This is a genomic window from Candidatus Hamiltonella defensa 5AT (Acyrthosiphon pisum) (assembly GCF_000021705.1).
GTDB lineage: Bacteria > Pseudomonadota > Gammaproteobacteria > Enterobacterales > Enterobacteriaceae > Hamiltonella > Hamiltonella defendens.
Window position 1 is genome coordinate 33,481 of sequence record NC_012752.1, and the last position, 14,977, is coordinate 48,457.

The following is a 14,977-nucleotide window of genomic DNA, read 5'->3' on the forward strand; positions in this document are numbered from 1 at the left end:
GTGATTGAGGGGATGGCTCTCCCCCTCCTGCCGCCGATTATTTTTTGAGAGGTAACCACNAAAAAAGCACGGCGCCTCGCTGTTTTTATCCGTGTTCNTTTTTTGTGATGGGGGGCCGTCTTTTGGGCTGAGTATAGAAAAAACCAGCATGAGTGATCCTCCATTTATTTTTTCAAAAATCAGCTCAGGTTGACCGGTCTGAGTCCGGCCTGCTTTTGTCCTCGACTGATGAATTGATCGAGGGCGATTAAAATGCAGCCAATGCCAATCAATATCGCAATACTGGACCCTTTGATATGGGGGTCANTTTTTTTACGTAACCACAAAAAAATCCCCGCCAGCACGCACCCGACGCCGGCCACTTGCGCCGCCTTCATCAGCCCTGATTGAACGCTGGCGATCCCTTGTGTGATATGGTTGACCATCCCCGCAATGTCCTCATCAGCAGAGGCGCTCTGGGTCACACACAGGCTGAGCAGGGCTATCAGGACTTGCCCTGTTTTTTGGCGCAGGCGATTAGCCCAGAGAGACAGATGGACGTAAAAAAACAAAATTTTGTCGTGAAATGAACGCATTGAAAATTCCTTAAAAAAGTGACATGAAAAAATGAGCTCTGACTTGATTACCAGACGATATTGAGGGTATTTTTGAGTGCGGTGAGAAAATAAGGATTGCAGATCAGCAGGGTGCCTATCAGTACTTTGACCACGCCATGAGAGACATCTTCTCCTGCGCTGAGGCCGGTATGGCCGTCGATTAACGATCGTTTCATGCGCCGGATGCCCTGGTAGAAAAAAATGACCCCTAACAGACGCAACAGAGTGAGAACGGCATTGAGGGCTTCTGCCGCGGGGCCATACCGAGAGGGGGAGACATAAGCAATGGCATCAAAGGTGACATCACCAAATCCCAGTTGATGCGAAGAGGCATTCATGATTTGCCTTAATGAGATGAGTCCTCCACACATCATCAAAAACAGCACCCCCTTTCCCAGGGAAAATCCGCCCCCTTGTCGATGCGTTTTAGGGCGGGCCAATCGCACACAATAAACCGTCGCACTGAAGATCCCCATCACCACAGAGAGACTCATGACCAGGTTGATCCCCGATTTCGTGAGCGTGTTGGCCAAATGACCCAACATTTGGATAAGGTCGGTATTCATAGGGTTTCCTTATTTATTGGATCACCCCCGCAGAGGTGTCGATTTGACGTTTTGCTGTGTCAATTTGATGAATTTTTATTTTTCCCAATGTGTCGCCTTCGCGCACCGCATAAGTGCTGCCTTGATAAGCGATCCACGCCATGCCCTGTGACAGGCTATGAAGGCGATAGCCGGTTGTTCCTGAGGAAGGTCGAGGTCTTTTTTGATCGGGTTTTGGGGCCCTTTTTTTATCCGGGAGGTGCTTTTGGGTTTGCTGGCTTTCGAAACGGATGGCCATGTCCCCGAGTTGTTGCTTGAGCTGCTTGATCTCTTGATTTTTGGCATCGAGGCGAGCGGATAAAGCCCCAATGGCTTCCCTGTTTTCCTCAGCAAAAAGACGGCGGGCTTCGAGAATGAGGGCCATTTCTTGTTGAAAGCGGGTGAATGCCTCAGACAGAGCCGCGTGGTTTTGCGTATTGACATTCCATGAGGGGATGGCTTTTTCCTCTGAATCTTTTTTAAAAAAAGCAGAGGGCTCATACACCGACGGTGAAGAGGCAAAACGCGCGAAACCGGTTTGCTCTGAGGGAGACGGCCAAAAAATAAAGGCACCTCCAAGAACCGTAAAACAAGCGAACATCCCCAATTCCTTTGACCCTAAACCCCAAAAAATCTTCTTTTTTGAAGGGAATTCAGGGGGGGGTGTGGGCTCTGTAGAGAGGTTGGAGGCCTCATGATGATCTGAGCCTCTTTCATCAAAATCAAACCGATCTTTTGTTTCGTTCATGGTATTTTTTCCTTTGATGGAAAGGTCATTTCGCTCTTTCTGATTTGAGACGAAGATTATCTTTTTCATAAACGCCGCCCATAAACTGGATGGCGATGATTTGTCCCCGGTGAAGAGTGACCTGTTGGATGGGTAATCGCGCGGCATCATGGGTCATGACCTGAGCGGCCTGTTGGCCTATCCCCCCGACGATCGTGCCTGCAATGGCCCTGCCATCAGGATTCGAGGCGCGAGTTTGTATCACCGTGCCTTGAGGTGTGATCGTATTTTGAGTGTTGGCTTGCTCAAACAGTTGCCCTGCGCGACCCATTCCCATCGCCACCGCAGGTAAAATAATGCGAGAAAAATAACGATGATTGACTGTACTGGCGACAGAGGATTGCAAGGTTTTTTCATCGAGGGCGTAGGCCTCCACGGCGTAGGTCTGTCCGCGCCAACTCATGCGCTCAAAGTGAATGCTGAGGCCGTCACCCACTAATTGAACGCGTTTTGCCTGTAATTGCGCCCCGGCATAAGCGCCTGTGGGAATTTTTGCCAGTACCTGCGAATCAGGATTATCCGAATCGACGGCCGTTTCAATCACCGCAGGCACACGGGTATAGGGGGCAACAATGGCTTTCTCAGTGATGTCATTGCCTGTCAAAGGCAGAGGGGCCGTCGATTGTTGGGCTACACTGTCTGTCCATGTGCCTTCAGAGACCGCTTCTCCTCCTTCAATGAGAGGGGCCAATTGAAAGGCCACGGGTTGCCATTGCGCATTTAACTCCTGGAGCAAGGTGTCGATGGCTTTTCTTCGGTGTTCATTGGCGCCGGTTTCCGTGAATGCGCTTCCTTTTTCCTGCTCCGTGACAGGAGGGGGCGCATACCGATTTTCGTCTGGAAGAGAGGCCGGGGACGGTTTTTGATTTTCTTCTGTCCCTTCCCTGATGCGAGCCACAAAGCTTTGGCCTTCCTCTCGGGCTTTTTCTGATTCAGTCCTGTTGTATTTTTCTAACAGTGCCCGGTATTCGGCGCTTTCTTTGGTTGGTCGGCCTGTCTGTGAGGCGACACTGTCAATCTGGACGATCGATTTCGTTTCAATGGGGGTGTCTGTCCATTGGAGGATCAAATAAATCAACACAGCTAAAACAACAATGCAGATCATCAATAATATCAATGATTTCCCCGCCTCCCTCGCGAGCTCTTGTTCAATTTTCATGATTTACTCCAGCTCAATGATCAACGGCTCTGTCTTCCCCATCACAGAAAAATGCACGGTGGGCGTGAGGGGTAATTTCCACAAATGCGTGCCATCGAGGGAGGAGAGCGTTTGTTCAAATTCGTCTCTGATGTCACTTTGGGTGCGAATATAAAGATGCTCCCCCCATTGCCAAACGGTGGTTGAGGGCACCTGACCCCGGGTACGAAGTGGTTTGGCGTCAAGTGGGGGTACGCCATCCAGAAAAGCTTGAAGCAGATTGTTGTACAAGGCGATTTGACTGTCAGGGGGCGCGCTGGGTTTGGCATTGGGGCCTCTCTGTGGGATCCGCAAATCCAGACGACTGTCCATGATCTGGGTTTGAGCTCGGCTCTGTGGAGATCCGCTGGTGAGATGGATCACCACGGGGACATGCAAACCCTCCAGGTAGACGGTGATATTGCCGGTGTCATAGCGGCGCAATGCCTGAACGGCGATGAGCGCGCTGCTGGGGATATAACTGACCTGAAAGCCTTTATGATTGGAGTTCAGGGGCGGGGCACCGAGTGTCCATGGCGCCCCAGTACTGTCAGAAAAAGTGAGACTGCTGGTTTGATTGGCCGCCGTTCGTAAAATCGGGATGCTGGCTCCAGGCGATAAATTGACGGTTAATGTGCTGATACGAGGGACGATGGTCCTGGGCTGATAGGCCCGTCCACGACGAACTTCATCGGCCCCCCGACTGAGCGCCTCAATTTCAGGTCCTGATAAAGGAAGCGCCTGCTCCTGGGCATAGCTCAGTGCGTCGGAGGGCAGAGGCAAGGGTTTGTTCTTTTTCGAATTTTGATTATTTTTTCGCTCAGATCTTGAGGGCTCTTCTGTGGTTGATGATGCAGAATGGGCGGGCGTCCACTGGCGCGGTTTGTCGGACGCCCTGGCGTCTGTCAATACCACACTGAGGACTAAAAAAAGAAGCCGTAATGTCATGATAAATTCGCCTGTTGATGGGTCAATAGATATTTTTTTCATTTCGCATCAAAGGTGACTAATTGAGTCACTTCCAGTCCATTGGGTTTTTCTCTCAGATCGGCGCGTTGCAGAAAGAGAGAAAAAATAAAGCGTTGCTCGGGTAGAGACAGCGTCTGTCCTGAGAGTTTTAATGTCACGGGATACTGGATTTCCCACGCATAGACGCCATTGGACAAAGGCCCTTTTTGGCGAACGACGCCGGGCGCTAACATGACGGCCAGATTCATTTTTTTGTCTCGAACGGCCGCTAAGACGTTCGATTGTGTCAACGCCTGGTAATAACTTTTAAATCCTTCTTCTGAAAAATAAGCTGAAACCCGGCTCATTTGCTCCTTAAAATGCACAAAATCCATGGTGAAGGCTTCCCGGATGGTGTGAGCGCCAAAATCTGACACTTGAGATACCGTCAACACCGGTTGATGTGTTGGGATGAGTGGGATCACTCGTCCTTCCTGTGTCGCAAAGTATTTGACGGGGGGATGCGCCACTGTCCAGCCTAAATAGCCATTGAGCAGAAGCGACACGATGAGACACAGGCTGGTTGTCAGGCAGAGTGTTAATGTGGTTCGGGCAAATTGAGCCCCCAGTTGATTTTGATGATGGAGCTCAAGAGCCGCTTTGTAAGGAGCATTGTCCTTATTATCACCCAGGTCGGAATTTTTTTTCATCGCGTTCAGCCTCAGACTGTGCCGTTAATTGAGCGTAAAAGGAGATCCCTTTTTTGGCTCAGGGACCATCATTTGTGAAGCGGAGACCGTTTTTTTGGGGATTGAATAGTCCGCCACTGTCCATTCTTCCCAAGGATTGATGTGGCTCGGGATAACACGGGAGATTTTTTCTCGACCCGCCGCACAGACCTTGTCTTTAATGCCATTCAAGAGGCTCGACAGGTCAGGAAAGGTCGGGACGGTGAGCGAGGTACTGAGGCTGCCTAAACATTGCTGTAATGCGGTGGTGGCGTACTGTTCCCGTTTTTCCCAGGCATCGGCCGCTTTTTTGGCCTGCTCATACCCCATTTGACTGCCGATTTGAGCCGCTTGATGTGCGCGACAGGGCTCGGCTTGAGTGAAGAGGCTGATCATCCATAGACCCGTGCCCCCTAAAAGGTTTTGAGTGTTTTCATCGCCATCTCCTTTATGGTGCGGGACTGGGGGGATCCTGTTGATCGGGTTTCGGTGTTTCCTTGACTCTTAAGAGATTGTTTTCTTCAGGTGACTTTGTCATAGGGGGATATGGTGCTTTAAATCCCCATTTTTTATTAAACTCGACTGTCTTCTTTTCTGGCTTCTCCATCTGAGCGATGACGGGGTCTTTTTCACCTTCGAGACGAAAAACAAAGCGGTTCGTCTTCGAGAGGCCATCCCCCTGATTGAGGGCATGTCCGTATCCCATCGGGCGGACTCCCCCCTCATCCACGACATTGAGCCTCAAATAGGGCGCGCCGCTGGCTTTTTGACAGAGCACGCCCAGAGCATGCCGATATGCTCCCTGATGCCAAACCATCCCCTGCACAGAGTCTCCCTGTCCCTGCACTAAATGCAGTCTCATTTTTCCCTCAGGGGAATGCGCTGTCATCACCGTTTTGCCTGAATCTGGGTGAGTTGTCGGCAGTACCCCCCTGTCTGGATGGCCTGTCTTTGTCGTGCCCTTGCCATCGGGTTGCACCCATAACCCATCGGACTGATGGGAGGGCAAAGGCACTGTCATTCCTGTTTTTGTGAGAACGGCTTGTTGTATTTTATTAAAGGTGGCTCTGTCGTAGGCCATCAGCGCCGAAGGGAGAAAGGCGTCTTTTTCGTCTGCCACCAAAAGACGAGGATCGATGGCGGAGGCGATCTCCCATTGAGTTCGATGCCCTTCTTTTTTTTCCCAACGAACGAGGTTTCCCTGCGCATCTTTGATGGGGATGTTCAGGGTCAGAGGCTTCTTCCCCAGGCAACGAAGGGTGATCAACTCGCCTGTCTTCATACCACTGTCATTTAATGCCCCCTCCAGTTCCTTTCCCCATATCACCTTTTCCCCTTCCTTTGTGCGCATTCTCACAAAATAACTCATGCCTTTTTCTGCCTTAAATTGATAGGGCGCGGCTCGGTGTTCGAGTAATTTTCCAATTAATGGCACCTCCATTGAGGGCTCTGGCGGTGCAGTGCTGGATGTTTTTTTGGGTGTGACCGTTTCCCTGTTTGCCACAAGGGCCTCGGTTTGGGCGGGTTCTGTCGATTTGGCTTCTTTGTCTTGATGTAAACGCTGCATGGCCCTCTCGAGTTGATGTTGCTGCTGAGAATTTTTCAAGACGACCTCAAGGCGATGCTCTGCAATTAAATCAATGGCTTTTTGTTTAAAGGCGTCACTGCCCGTGAATTCGATTTTTCCATGATAATGTTGCTTTGCTACCCACAGCGCGGCCAACACCATCGTATTATTTTGGCTGGCTTGCGGAGACGCCATCGTTATTTGCTGCCCGTGATCGACAAAAGCGCGTTCTCCCTGATGAAAATACACCACCGTGCCATTTTCATAGCGATGAGTGATATTTTGCATGAGTGTATCTATGTTAATCGGGGTGACCTGAGGCCCTTTTTCTGCCTTTTCAGAGAGGATGGGCTCAATTTCGATGCGGTTTTCTACATGAGAGGGCTCTTTTTTATCCGGCCTCTCAACCTGCCTCTCAACCTGAGGGGCCTGTTCATTTTGAATGGGGGTCTGTGATGTTGGCCTCACTACTGATTCATTGTTCTCAACGGGAGGGGCGGGATTGACCTGCGGCGCACTCTTCTTAACTTCCGACTCTAAATAAGGCGCTATCTGTGATGTGACCGCTTTGATGCCTTGAGATTGCTGCACATCGTTAAAATCGGTCAAATTTTGCTTTATTTCTGCTTCGGTAAAGACCGGCACAATGACGGTGCCCTGGGTCAGCTCTGCGGCTTCCTGCGCTTTTTGTACTCCTTTATTGGTGGCATTTTTTCGATCGTCATCCGCTAAAAAAAAGTGTGCATGATCAGGGTAGCGCTGCGCTAGAGACTGCGCCACCTTTGGCATATTCCCCGCATCGACGGTCATCACGACGGGCAACCCCGTCGCCTGTGCAATGCTGGCCGCAGTGGCATAGCCTTCGGCGTAGAGTAAAGGCTGTCCCGCTTTAACGGTCCCTCCCACAACAAAGAAGCCGCCTGTTTTTTGAGCCCCCTTTTTCAGCGATTTAAAGCCGGTTTTGTCAATCCGTTGAATGGTTCTGATGTCGCCTTCGGCATTGCGCAAGGGAATGACCAACCTGCCCTGTCTGTCCTGTCTGTCCTGTTTGATGCCTTGGGTGAGCGGTATCCCTTTTCGCCGCAAGTAAGGATGTGAGGCCTCGGCTTGGGGCAATAAGGCAAAAAGTTGACGAACCCGAAAGGCATGGTGCTGATGTTTGCGTGCCTGCTCCGCCTCTCGGGTCTGTTTTTTTTGTGCCGCCAGTGCCCGAAGGTGATGTTGAGCGGGTTTATGCACTGATGATGACGATAAAGAAGATTTCCATTTGATGGGGTCACTATGGAGTCGGTGATTTTGATACCAACCTGCAGGAGTCCCATCCAGATAACCGGTATAGGCCCCTGTTTTTTGACCTGATTTGTCCTCGCTGGTTTTCACCCGATGCAGCTGCCCGTCCATTTCTGGCGGGCCGTCGAGTTCAAATCCTGCCTCTATTAATACCTGCGCAAATTCGTCTCTGGGATCGCGTTTTGTGGGCGCTTGAGACATCGGATCGGGCAGCCATCTCTGTAATGCGGAGAGATTGGCCCCCGGTTTGGCAAACCAGAGTTTTAAATCTTTATCGAACCCCAGGGCATTTTCGCCCTGCGGTAACTTTTTGGCCGCCTCTTTGGCGAGCGAGAGCTCGTCATAAGGAATGACCAGCCACGTCTTTTCCGTTGCCATCATAGGCCTGTCTCCCGTTATTCAACAAATTTTCGAATCCACCAGGGACGCCCCAGGACAGGATTACCTCGCATCAGATGCAGCCCTCTTTGGGTTAACACAGTGAGCGTGACGCCAAAAAGGGAGAGCCCTTTAAAAAATAAAATCAGGGCGGTACAAATGGCGAGCGTCAGCAAGGTAGGCCAACGAAACCAGGCAAAATAAATCGGTAACAGCAGCGCTGGAATACCCAAAATCGTGAGAGGCCGTGAAGCGTCTCTCCAGGGGGATAACGTCATCGCATTTCCTTTTGTGAGATTAAAAAATGAAGAGGATTAGAAATAAGACATCTTTGAGTGTTCAGAGGGTATTTTTCTTTCTTCCTTCCCTTTCGCTGTGGCTCATGACGGTGAGGAGCTCTTCGTCAGCAATCCGGTCTTCCTGATATAATTGCCATGCTTTATCAGCCAAACGGGCTTTTTGCGTTTTTAAACGTCGGTTAATCCATGCGCTCCATTGGGTGTAATTCAACTCAGAGAGCGCTTGTCGCACGGCGTCATCAAAAATGAGATATTCACGAATGGCCTGGCGTTGGCCGTCTGTGGTGCGTAATAACTGCTGCACGACAATGACCTGTAATATTCCCAGCAAATCGTGCGCGACGGCTTCCCGCCTGTCTGGGGGAAACATCAAGACCGCTCGGGGAATGGTTTCAGCGGGAGAATGGGTGTGCAAGGTAGACAAACACAGATGCCCTGACTGACCGCAGGCAATGGCCCCCATCAAGGTCTCCCCATCTCGAATTTCTCCCACCCCAATGACATCAGGCGCCTGGCGTAGCGCCAGTCTCAGTCCTTCCGAAAAGCTGCTCACGTCACGCCCAATTTGGGATTGGGTCGGAGGCAAACGATTTTCTGGCGTGCCGAGAATATATTCAATGGGATCTTCGAAGGTGACGATTTTTCTATCGGGATACACCCGCCCACAATATTGATAAATGGCCGCCAGTAACGTTGATTTCCCCGAGCCGGTTTCGCCACACACCCAGATTAATCCCTTATGGGGCAACAGGTTTTTGAATAACTCAGGCTCGATGGCCAAACTCTCGAGTGTCGGGATTTGGGAAGGAATGAGCCTTAATGTCACCGCCATGGTTAATTCCTGACGTCCCGCCGTGGCTTGAATAAAATTGGCCCGAAACCTCAGGCGTTCTCCTCGTGGTAATCCGTAGCGTCCATTCGCATCGCCCTCGAGCTGGAGTGCCCGATCAACGCCCTGCCCTGATTTCACCATCGCCTTGATTTCTGGCGTAAAGATTTCATCGATTAATTTCGTTAATTGCGCCTCTTCCAGGCGAAAGGCACTGGCTTTGATCAATCGCCCGTAACGGCCGACCATCATGGGCGCGCCGCCCTGGAGATGAATGTCGGTGACCTGGTGACTCGCACACCAGGCGAAAAATCGCCGCAGGGTGTCTGCCGTTAATCCCGCGCTGAAATCAAAGGGTGGCAGGCTATTTTCCGTCATTTGATTTTTTCTCCGTCGTGATGATGGGCTGCCAATCGAGGTGATCGATGTTGAATTGAGCGCGTTGTTTTAAGCGCTTTATTTTATCGCCTAAAATCAGTTGATCTGGGGTCCCCACGACCGTTTGTTGCTGCTCTGTGACCCTCGGGGGTGTCACCATGCCTTGTTGCAACAGGGTGGAATATTGCAGCATGCCTGTATAATCCCGGGTTAAACGATGAAAATTGGCTTCTAAAATCCGGTCTGCGCTTTCCCGTCCTTCTGACCAGCCTTTTTCTATCGCTTTTCGCCAAACGGTGCGTTGTTCGCCATTTTTCGGTCGTACCGCGTTGTCAGGCAGCGCCGTGGTGGTGCTTAACCCTGCCATCAGATACGGACGCCAGCAGGGCGGATGGCTCACAAATCGTTCTGGAGACAGGATATGGTAGATGCGGCTGGCAGAGCGTATTTGATCGTCTGTGATATGAGCGATGTCTTGAGACGAGACGATGACCGGGGGCAACCACCCTTGGGGGCTGATTAAGGTTCGAAAATCATAGAGGGTACTGAGGATGTTTTCTTTGTGTCTCAAAGCCCCTTGCAGTTCCCATGCCCGCTGCGCTTTTCCGCCTCTAAATCCTAAGGTGTGCCCTGCTTCTGTCAGCATTTGATGCACCGTCTCACTCATGCCTTTGTGTGGGTGTGAGGGATTAAGGTAAGCGGTGATATCCGGCGGGGGTTTTTTTTCTGGCTCTTGAGCCCAGGCCGACCCAGTGAGGATGAGTAGCCACAGCATCAGCCCTGATTTTTTCATCTGTGTCCTGCCTTTTCTGGGAGAGAAAAAAACAGATGCAGACTATGGGGGTGTCTTTTGAGTGTCGCCCGACAGCTGATTTGGGTTTCAATCTGGCGAAGGAGCGCGTCAAATCTCATCTCCTGCACGCTGACATTGACCGGAAGAGGGAGCCGGTGGCCACTGCAGGCAAAGGTGAGCCCTCTTTGACGCGCTAATTGAGCCAATAGCGTCAGCGCATCTCCCTGCCAATCCAGGTTCACTCTGTTGTCTTCACTCAGAATGGGCTGAGCAAACTGCGATCGTTTTTGGTGTAAAGCCCCCGATTGATGGAGATTTACCTGCTTCATTGAAATAGAACGCGCGGCCTTCTCAAAAGCGGGATTTGCCGGTTTCCCTGTTTTGGGCATTTGACAGCCAGACAGCAGCAAACCTGTTAAAAACGCGATGTTTTTTTTCATGGGGATGTCCGTTAAAAAAGGGTTTGGGTGGATGCTCTCCGTCACTTGAGCCACAAAATCATTGCCTTTATGGACGCTGACTCCGCAATTGCTGATACCGCCGATACACCTGTCTGGCATATTTTATCCGGCGGTGTTGGTTATTTTTGGCAAAACCCGCGTTGTAGGAGCCTAAGCACGACCAGTGATGCCCGCAAATGTTGAGATGTCTGGCCAAAATCCAGGCGCCTGTCTGAACATTCAGACAGGCGTTGCTCAGCAAGTCTTCTTTTGACCTGATGACGCCCAGTGTTTTTAAGGTTGGAATGTGAAGGGAGTTGATTTGCATCAATCCAAAATCGGTACTCAATACCTTTCCCGCTTTATTTTTATTGTGATTGATCGCTCTGGGATTAAGACCACTTTCCTGTATTGCCATCGCCTTCAGCAACAAAGGATCCAGTTGATAACGGAGTCCTGCGGCTTGAAAGCATAACGCGGCAGCAGGGCCAGAGAGTGTGAGCAGCAAAAATAACAGCCCTGTTTTTTTCATGACGATGACTTGAAAGAGAGCCCGCTTTCACCTTTCAAAAAATCAGATAAAACCATTCATCAAGAAAGAAAAAAGCAGAAAGGGAATAAAGGGGAAATGAGGTTGTCGAAAAACTGACCCGTATAACAACGCCAGTAAAATAGACAGACCGGCCACCATGACCGCCGTCGTTTTATCTAACCATAAGCCGATGGACAGGACGATATAGATATCTCCTGAGGCAAACACCCAGATTTTTTTTTTGAGCCAGCTGAATCCATTGATGACGATAAAAGGAAAAACAAACAGGCCCGTGGCCATGAACGCTTCTTCCGGTGAAGGGCCTATTGTGCCGGAAGCGACACCATAGACGCTGACGCCACTGAACAAAAAAATCACACTGTCTGGCACCCAACGCCGGACGATATCGATGTAGCTTGAGACCGATAACAAAAAAAGCCCCCCCGACAAATACCCCTGTTCAGGATTAAACCAATAAAAGACCGGGGCAATATTAAATAGGGCGACGGCGGCCAGCGGATACATCGGCGGGGTCGTTTCACGGGATGGTTTGAGGTCGTCGCACTGTGAAATGACGTTTTTTTCCACTCTGACAATGATGTTAGGGAGGGAAACGGCCATCACCAAGGCGCTGAGCGAGGACAGCAAAAATAACAGCATCATCGTCATCTCATGTAGACAAGGTGGTTTTCAGGGATAAACGGCGGCTTTGGGATTTGGCCGGACAGCGTGATGAGATGATGCTCATCGGTGACCCCCATCAGGGAGGAATGGTCCGTGGCGCTCATTAACCCGGCATACAGGCCCGCTTGATTGGGCATATCAACATAACCGATGCCATTTTCAATATGCATTCTTATCTCCGGTTTTTTGCCTAACCAAGGGGGAAGTAAGCCATCAGCATTGACCGTACCGGTATACGCAGGATGATTTTTTTTAAAGGTCGACAACCTGTCTGCATACAGTAGAAAGGTCGTGGTGAACAGACTGTCTGTCACCTGTGATGTGACCTCGGCGTCTTTTCCCTTCAGGGTATTGAATAAATGAGTACTCAGAAAAATGAAAAAAACCACTAACACGCGATTGAGATTCAGCATGATGTCCTTCCAGGGTGATTTCAATGAAACAAGAGTGTAGAGGGGGACGTTAATTCGACAGATCGATTCTGATATCACTGCTCAGGTGGTAATGGGCTGAGCTCAGTGCCACGCGGAGGTGATCGCCCTGGGCTATTTTTAAACGATACTGTTTTTGTACGACGCCCACGGTGTCGTAGCCCCAGTAGTGGCCACCCCCTCCGGTTTTTCTGACATTTAATCCGTTCGTGATCTGTTCCCTCACTCTGCCATTGAGCGACAGGGTAAAGTTCGCCCTCGCGGTGTGTGAGCCGTCGACCGCAAAAAATCTCGATGAAATGGAGACCAGGACAAAATGAAAATCGCCTGTGGACTTTACCGATAATGCATTCACTCCGGCGCGTGACAGGTTGCCTCCCCCTGCTCCCTTCCATACCCCAGATTGACAAGACAGTATGGCCCCACTGGCATCACGGCTCAGTAAACCATCCTCGTTACATTTTTCTTCCGCATCCGAGATTTCATCGAGTTTCACATAGCCGCCCCGCACGGTGCCTGTGGTATAAATCGATTTCCCTTTATAGGCCTTAATCCACGTTTCATCGGTCATATGCCAGCCCCCTTTTCCTTTTTCGGAATACCATCCTTTATCTCCCTGGGTGATCAACCAGCCGTCTGTGGTGATATCGTCGCCAGAACGAAGGGCACCTTCAATGTGCGCTGAGCCTGTGGCGTGCAAGGTATTGGTTTTGACTTTATTCGCATTGACTGTATTGACCGCGTTAATGTCGTTCTTATCCATATCGAGGGCCGTTTTCATCGTATTGAGTTCCGACTGACCCGGCACCGCATGGCGATACAAATAATCATTTTTGCCTGAGCCCTGAGAAAAAAATCCGGCGATGACCACATGACCCTCTCCGGGGTGATAACCGCCAAAGGCAGAGAGGGATTCAGTCCAGCCCCCCATCACCCCTTTGGCTAACCCGCCCTCAATGTAACCGCCGCTGCCTCCGATTCTCATCGCCATTTTCCGGGCGGCACTCAAACTCAGCGGAGCCCCGCCTGTCAAAAAAATCATATGATGAAATTTTAACGGGGCCGGTTGAACAATGCGGGTGTGATAACGCTGTGAAAAAAGATTGGTCTCTGAAAAGCCGGCCGGTAAATACCCCGCCTGTATCAGCTCTGGTACACCCAGAATATAAGGAGACGTGGCCGTGGCACGGCTTCCAATCCTCAACGCGTTATCCATCATGTATTTTTGCGTGGCTTTTTCTACTCGCAGGGCATGGCTGGCCGCCGTGCTGTATTGCTGGTCTTTGTTAAACTCATAGACCAAAGGCACCACGATCAAAGCAAAGCAAAATAATCCCACGCCCAAGCCTATGGAGGCATCGGAGATCTGCCAGATGCCCTTCTTTAAAGATGTCATTGTTCTCTCTCCTATGAGGAGCCGGAAGGTTGTCTTAATCTCTGGTGATCAATGCTCGTCGAATGCTCAATGAGTGAACGCAAGATATCAATCAAAAAAATCCGTCTCTTTGAGCCGTGATTGAAAAGACATGAAGTGCCTTACATATGCGTGGTGAAGGTGACCGTATTGTTTTTACCGACAGTGCAAGCCGCCGAGGCCTGTGCGGGGGAAATTTCGCCCACCATTGCCGAGGCACTGTTGATCCGAATGGAGGCAATATCGCCGTTACCCAGCGTGGTCGCTAATTTCATACAATCTTTCTCATTAATCGCACTCGTTGAAATGGCAAAGCCGATCCCTTTGCCTGTGACGGTGATGGCCCCGCCGCTGGCATTAAAAAGCGTGTCTCCCACAATCGAAATGCCTTTAGGGATGGCCCCTGAGCGGATGAGCGCAGGGACCAAATTGACCGTGCCATAACCCGTAGAGCTGCGCAGCGATTTGGTTTCGTTGAGCAGGGTGTTGATACTACTGACGGCTGAAGTCGAATAGACTTTGACATACAACCCCATCCCCGCCGCCGCGACCATCGCCAACCCCACAAAGGCCATCCCCCAACCGATACTGGCATCACTGATATTAAAAATACCTTTTTTTAACGAGTTCATTTTTTTTCCTTTAAAAGTGGAAGGCGATTTCAATCAAGCTGTACATAATGCCCACAATGCCGACCGTAGACACAGCGCCTCCAAACATACTGACTAATTTAATGACATTCCCTTGCCGTTCGACCTGCATTAAGGTGGTTGCTAACAATCGCTCTCCAAATCGCTCTAACGACCCTTCCTGATTCGAGGTCTCAAACACACTGTGCATTTTGATGATCGCGTCCTCGCTGGGGAACTCATATCCCGCTGTATCTAACGCCGCGCCTAAATTTTCTTCCCCATCGGCGAGACGCGCTAATGCCGCATTGATTTTTTCTATTAACCAGGGGGATTGGGAGAGGTCTCTCATTTTTATCAGGGCATTTTTAACCGGGATGTTGGAGGACATTAAGGCGCTGACACTGGTGACAAAAGTCGAGCCCTGTATTCCCTTGTAAAAGGAGTACGGGGGAAATTTGTCCGCATAAAACCGCCTTTTCCCGACCCAGCG

The 14,977-nt window shown here is 50.4% G+C and carries 18 protein-coding genes; all 18 read right to left on the reverse strand.

Annotated features, from left to right (window positions below; genetic code table 11):
* Positions 1 to 179 precede the first annotated feature (179 nt).
* Positions 180 to 575: a DUF6750 family protein gene (locus HDEF_RS10690; RefSeq protein WP_015873079.1), complete on the reverse strand. Its 396-nt coding sequence runs from the start codon at positions 573 to 575 to the stop codon at positions 180 to 182.
* Positions 576 to 622: 47 nt separating this feature from the next.
* Positions 623 to 1,162: a conjugal transfer protein TraQ gene (traQ, locus tag HDEF_RS10695; RefSeq protein WP_015873080.1), complete on the reverse strand. Its 540-nt coding sequence runs from the start codon at positions 1,160 to 1,162 to the stop codon at positions 623 to 625.
* A 13-nt stretch (positions 1,163 to 1,175) separates the two neighbouring features.
* Positions 1,176 to 1,997: a conjugal transfer protein TraP gene (gene traP, locus HDEF_RS11065; RefSeq protein WP_048901594.1), complete on the reverse strand. Its 822-nt coding sequence runs from the start codon at positions 1,995 to 1,997 to the stop codon at positions 1,176 to 1,178.
* Complete coding sequence (traO, locus tag HDEF_RS11180) at positions 1,954 to 3,126, reverse strand: conjugal transfer protein TraO (protein ID WP_015873082.1); 1,173 nt, start codon at positions 3,124 to 3,126, stop codon at positions 1,954 to 1,956. Before traO ends, traP begins: the two co-directional genes overlap by 44 nt.
* A gap of 3 nt (positions 3,127 to 3,129) precedes the next feature.
* Positions 3,130 to 4,092 carry a DotH/IcmK family type IV secretion protein gene (locus HDEF_RS10710; RefSeq protein ID WP_238526191.1) on the reverse strand — a complete coding sequence of 321 codons (963 nt, stop codon included), beginning with the start codon at positions 4,090 to 4,092 and terminating at the stop codon, positions 3,130 to 3,132.
* A 38-nt stretch (positions 4,093 to 4,130) separates the two neighbouring features.
* Positions 4,131 to 4,802: a DotI/IcmL/TraM family protein gene (locus HDEF_RS10715; RefSeq protein WP_015873084.1), complete on the reverse strand. Its 672-nt coding sequence runs from the start codon at positions 4,800 to 4,802 to the stop codon at positions 4,131 to 4,133.
* A 24-nt stretch (positions 4,803 to 4,826) separates the two neighbouring features.
* The gene (locus HDEF_RS10720; RefSeq protein WP_015873085.1) at positions 4,827 to 5,216 is read right to left on the reverse strand and encodes a hypothetical protein; all 390 of its coding nucleotides are present in this window, start codon (positions 5,214 to 5,216) and stop codon (positions 4,827 to 4,829) included.
* Positions 5,217 to 5,268: 52 nt separating this feature from the next.
* A complete protein-coding gene (locus HDEF_RS10725) occupies positions 5,269 to 8,058 on the reverse strand; it encodes an LPD7 domain-containing protein (protein WP_015873086.1) in 2,790 nt (929 codons plus the stop codon).
* A gap of 14 nt (positions 8,059 to 8,072) precedes the next feature.
* Positions 8,073 to 8,333, reverse strand: coding sequence for an IcmT/TraK family protein (gene icmT / locus HDEF_RS10730; RefSeq protein WP_015873087.1), 261 nt, complete (start codon positions 8,331 to 8,333; stop codon positions 8,073 to 8,075).
* A 61-nt stretch (positions 8,334 to 8,394) separates the two neighbouring features.
* Positions 8,395 to 9,561 (reverse strand): plasmid transfer ATPase TraJ, encoded by a 1,167-nt coding sequence (gene traJ, locus HDEF_RS10735; RefSeq protein WP_015873088.1) that lies wholly within the window; start codon positions 9,559 to 9,561, stop codon positions 8,395 to 8,397.
* The gene (locus tag HDEF_RS10740) at positions 9,548 to 10,354 is read right to left on the reverse strand and encodes a type IV secretion system DotC family protein (protein ID WP_015873090.1); all 807 of its coding nucleotides are present in this window, start codon (positions 10,352 to 10,354) and stop codon (positions 9,548 to 9,550) included. The genes traJ and HDEF_RS10740 overlap by 14 nt, the downstream gene beginning before the upstream one ends.
* Positions 10,351 to 10,794 (reverse strand): DotD/TraH family lipoprotein, encoded by a 444-nt coding sequence (locus HDEF_RS10745; protein ID WP_015873089.1) that lies wholly within the window; start codon positions 10,792 to 10,794, stop codon positions 10,351 to 10,353. Before HDEF_RS10745 ends, HDEF_RS10740 begins: the two co-directional genes overlap by 4 nt.
* Before the next feature lie 67 nt (positions 10,795 to 10,861).
* Complete coding sequence (locus tag HDEF_RS10750; protein WP_015873091.1) at positions 10,862 to 11,326, reverse strand: lytic transglycosylase domain-containing protein; 465 nt, start codon at positions 11,324 to 11,326, stop codon at positions 10,862 to 10,864.
* A gap of 42 nt (positions 11,327 to 11,368) precedes the next feature.
* Positions 11,369 to 11,989 carry a prepilin peptidase gene (locus tag HDEF_RS10755; protein ID WP_015873467.1) on the reverse strand — a complete coding sequence of 207 codons (621 nt, stop codon included), beginning with the start codon at positions 11,987 to 11,989 and terminating at the stop codon, positions 11,369 to 11,371.
* 2 nt (positions 11,990 to 11,991) lie between these two features.
* On the reverse strand, positions 11,992 to 12,423 hold the full coding sequence (gene pilM / locus HDEF_RS10760; RefSeq protein WP_015873093.1) for a type IV pilus biogenesis protein PilM: 432 nt from the start codon (positions 12,421 to 12,423) through the stop codon (positions 11,992 to 11,994).
* A 49-nt stretch (positions 12,424 to 12,472) separates the two neighbouring features.
* Positions 12,473 to 13,837, reverse strand: a complete 1,365-nt coding sequence (pilV, locus tag HDEF_RS10765) for a shufflon system plasmid conjugative transfer pilus tip adhesin PilV (protein ID WP_015873094.1) — start codon at positions 13,835 to 13,837, stop codon at positions 12,473 to 12,475.
* Positions 13,838 to 13,977: 140 nt separating this feature from the next.
* Complete coding sequence (locus HDEF_RS10770; protein ID WP_015873095.1) at positions 13,978 to 14,487, reverse strand: type 4 pilus major pilin; 510 nt, start codon at positions 14,485 to 14,487, stop codon at positions 13,978 to 13,980.
* A 10-nt stretch (positions 14,488 to 14,497) separates the two neighbouring features.
* Positions 14,498 to 14,875 carry a type II secretion system F family protein gene (locus HDEF_RS13945; protein WP_425475053.1) on the reverse strand — a complete coding sequence of 126 codons (378 nt, stop codon included), beginning with the start codon at positions 14,873 to 14,875 and terminating at the stop codon, positions 14,498 to 14,500.
* Between the last annotated feature and the right edge of the window lie 102 nt (positions 14,876 to 14,977).

Coding starts and splice junctions, on each gene's coding strand:
- traQ (WP_015873080.1), bottom strand. CDS start 1,162: ATGAATACCGACCTTATCCAAATGTTGGGTCATTTGGCCAACACGCTC.
- traP (WP_048901594.1), bottom strand. CDS start 1,997: ATGAAAAAGATAATCTTCGTCTCAAATCAGAAAGAGCGAAATGACCTT.
- traO (WP_015873082.1), bottom strand. CDS start 3,126: ATGAAAATTGAACAAGAGCTCGCGAGGGAGGCGGGGAAATCATTGATA.
- HDEF_RS10710 (WP_238526191.1), bottom strand. CDS start 4,092: ATGACATTACGGCTTCTTTTTTTAGTCCTCAGTGTGGTATTGACAGAC.
- HDEF_RS10715 (WP_015873084.1), bottom strand. CDS start 4,802: ATGAAAAAAAATTCCGACCTGGGTGATAATAAGGACAATGCTCCTTAC.
- HDEF_RS10720 (WP_015873085.1), bottom strand. CDS start 5,216: ATGATCAGCCTCTTCACTCAAGCCGAGCCCTGTCGCGCACATCAAGCG.
- HDEF_RS10725 (WP_015873086.1), bottom strand. CDS start 8,058: ATGATGGCAACGGAAAAGACGTGGCTGGTCATTCCTTATGACGAGCTC.
- icmT (WP_015873087.1), bottom strand. CDS start 8,333: ATGACGTTATCCCCCTGGAGAGACGCTTCACGGCCTCTCACGATTTTG.
- traJ (WP_015873088.1), bottom strand. CDS start 9,561: ATGACGGAAAATAGCCTGCCACCCTTTGATTTCAGCGCGGGATTAACG.
- HDEF_RS10740 (WP_015873090.1), bottom strand. CDS start 10,354: ATGAAAAAATCAGGGCTGATGCTGTGGCTACTCATCCTCACTGGGTCG.
- HDEF_RS10745 (WP_015873089.1), bottom strand. CDS start 10,794: ATGAAAAAAAACATCGCGTTTTTAACAGGTTTGCTGCTGTCTGGCTGT.
- HDEF_RS10750 (WP_015873091.1), bottom strand. CDS start 11,326: ATGAAAAAAACAGGGCTGTTATTTTTGCTGCTCACACTCTCTGGCCCT.
- HDEF_RS10755 (WP_015873467.1), bottom strand. CDS start 11,989: ATGATGCTGTTATTTTTGCTGTCCTCGCTCAGCGCCTTGGTGATGGCC.
- pilM (WP_015873093.1), bottom strand. CDS start 12,423: ATGCTGAATCTCAATCGCGTGTTAGTGGTTTTTTTCATTTTTCTGAGT.
- pilV (WP_015873094.1), bottom strand. CDS start 13,837: ATGACATCTTTAAAGAAGGGCATCTGGCAGATCTCCGATGCCTCCATA.
- HDEF_RS10770 (WP_015873095.1), bottom strand. CDS start 14,487: ATGAACTCGTTAAAAAAAGGTATTTTTAATATCAGTGATGCCAGTATC.
- HDEF_RS13945 (WP_425475053.1), bottom strand. CDS start 14,875: ATGTCCTCCAACATCCCGGTTAAAAATGCCCTGATAAAAATGAGAGAC.